The sequence below is a fragment of the Actinosynnema sp. genome (assembly GCF_052038725.1).
This window is the reverse complement of sequence record NZ_JBQGCX010001171.1, coordinates 1-1,595: the sequence shown is the minus strand read 5'-3', so window position 1 is coordinate 1,595 and position 1,595 is coordinate 1. Positions and strand designations below refer to the sequence as shown.

The following is a 1,595-nucleotide window of genomic DNA, read 5'->3' as shown; positions in this document are numbered from 1 at the left end:
CCTCGTCGAGCAGGTCGGGCAGTTGCGCGAAGTCGCGCAGGTCGAGCGCGCACCGGCGGCACTGGGCGAGGTGGTTCTCGAAGGCGTCGACCTCGTCCTCGTCGAGGATGCCGAGGACGTACGCCGCGACGTCGACGTGGTTCGGCAGCGAACTCACCTGTGTCAGCCCCGATCCTGAAGCGCCCGCCGCAGGGCGCGAAGTGCGTAGTAGACCCTGGATTTGACCGTGCCCGGCGGAACTCCGAGCACCTCCGCGGCTTCCCCCACGGTACGGTCGCGCAAGTACGTTTCGAGAATAGCCTCCCGGTGTTCCTGGGTTAGCCCGTTCATCGCCTCGGCGACGACGATCGCCGCGAGCGTCCGGTCCGCCTCGTCGTGCGAGGGGGCCTCGTCGGACGGGGTCAGCTCCGACTCCTGCGGGCGCACGCTGCGCTTGCGGCGGTCGTCGATGACGAGCCTGCGGGCGACGGTGAACAGCCAGGACCGCAGCAGGACGGGGTCCCGCTCCAGCTTCTCGGCGTTGCGCCAAGCCCTGACCAGCGTCTCCTGCACGATGTCCTCGGCCCACTGCCGGTCGCTGCCGGTCAGCCGCATGGCGTGCCCGAGCAGCCCGCTGCCGAACTCCCGGTAGAGCCTCCTGATGAGCTCGTCCTCCGGACGCGCTTCTCCGAGGGGATGATCCCGCTCTTCTTGGTGTTGAGTGCGTCTTTGCCGCGCCACGCGGAGCATCCAAGCGCGCCGGGAGGGCAAAAGTCGAGCTTTTCCGGGCAAAAAAAGTGGTCGAATCGTTTGTGAACCGTCACCGGTCCGTTCTCGTACCCATCCGTTCCGGGGTGGTCGGACCGACTTCGCACCCGATCCGGATTGAACCGCAAGGCGGTAAGCGTGTTAGCCCTTTCGGTCCACCCGCAGTAGACCGTCCAGCCGTCCGGGACGCGTCCGAACCGGGCAGACCGCGAGCCTGCGGGCCGCGCGCCCGGTGGCGCGGGAGGCGGGCCCACGGCGACTCTGGCCGCGGGAACCTCCCGCGGCAACCCCGATCCCGAACCGTCGCGGCGGACCGGGACGCGGCGCGCGCCGGTCCCGTGTGGACGGCGGCGGCGTTCACGGGAGCGGCGCCGGGTCGACCGCCCCGGTGGCGCGGTCGAGCGGGTTCGGGGCGGCGTGCGGGCGCTTCCACCGTGCGGAAGAACACTCCCGCCTGAGCCGCAGCACCGGTCCGCGGCGCAGCGGCTGGTGCTCTCGCGCCGCTGCGCAGCGCGGGAAGAACCCGCCGCACCCCGCTCGTCGACCAGGTCCGGGCGAGCTGTTACCTGAACGCGCTAGCCGCGTAACCCGAACAGCCCAGCATTCCCGCGTATGACGCGGAACAGCGGAGTCACCGTCGTGGGCATCCCCGCGCGCGACGAGGAGCGGACCGTGCGCGGGGTGGCCGAGGCCGCCGACGCCGGGTTGCGCCTTGCCTTCCCCCACGGGGACAACGCCGTCGTGCTCGCCGACAACGGCAGCACCGACGGCACGGTGGCCCGGTTCGCCGAGACGCCGCTGCGCGCGCGCAAGGTCGTGGCGCGCAGCGGGCGCGAGGGGACCGGCAA

Annotated in this window: 2 protein-coding genes and 1 pseudogene; 1 reads left to right on the top strand and 2 read right to left on the bottom strand. The window is 71.5% G+C overall.

The genetic code is table 11. The features are described 5' to 3' along the window. Both ACTUAL_RS24530 and ACTUAL_RS24525 read right to left on the bottom strand, forming a co-directional pair. On the bottom strand, positions 1–157 hold a 157-nt coding region (locus tag ACTUAL_RS24530), incomplete at its 3' end, for a zf-HC2 domain-containing protein (RefSeq protein ID WP_440901908.1). A 5-nt stretch (positions 158–162) separates the two neighbouring features. After that, positions 163–729 (bottom strand): sigma-70 family RNA polymerase sigma factor, encoded by a 567-nt coding sequence (locus ACTUAL_RS24525; RefSeq protein ID WP_440901907.1) that lies wholly within the window; start codon positions 727–729, stop codon positions 163–165. Between the two features lie 630 nt (positions 730–1,359). Between ACTUAL_RS24525 and ACTUAL_RS24520 the strand changes: the two are divergent. Then, positions 1,360–1,595, top strand: a pseudogene (locus ACTUAL_RS24520) (family 2 glycosyl transferase); the annotation flags it as partial.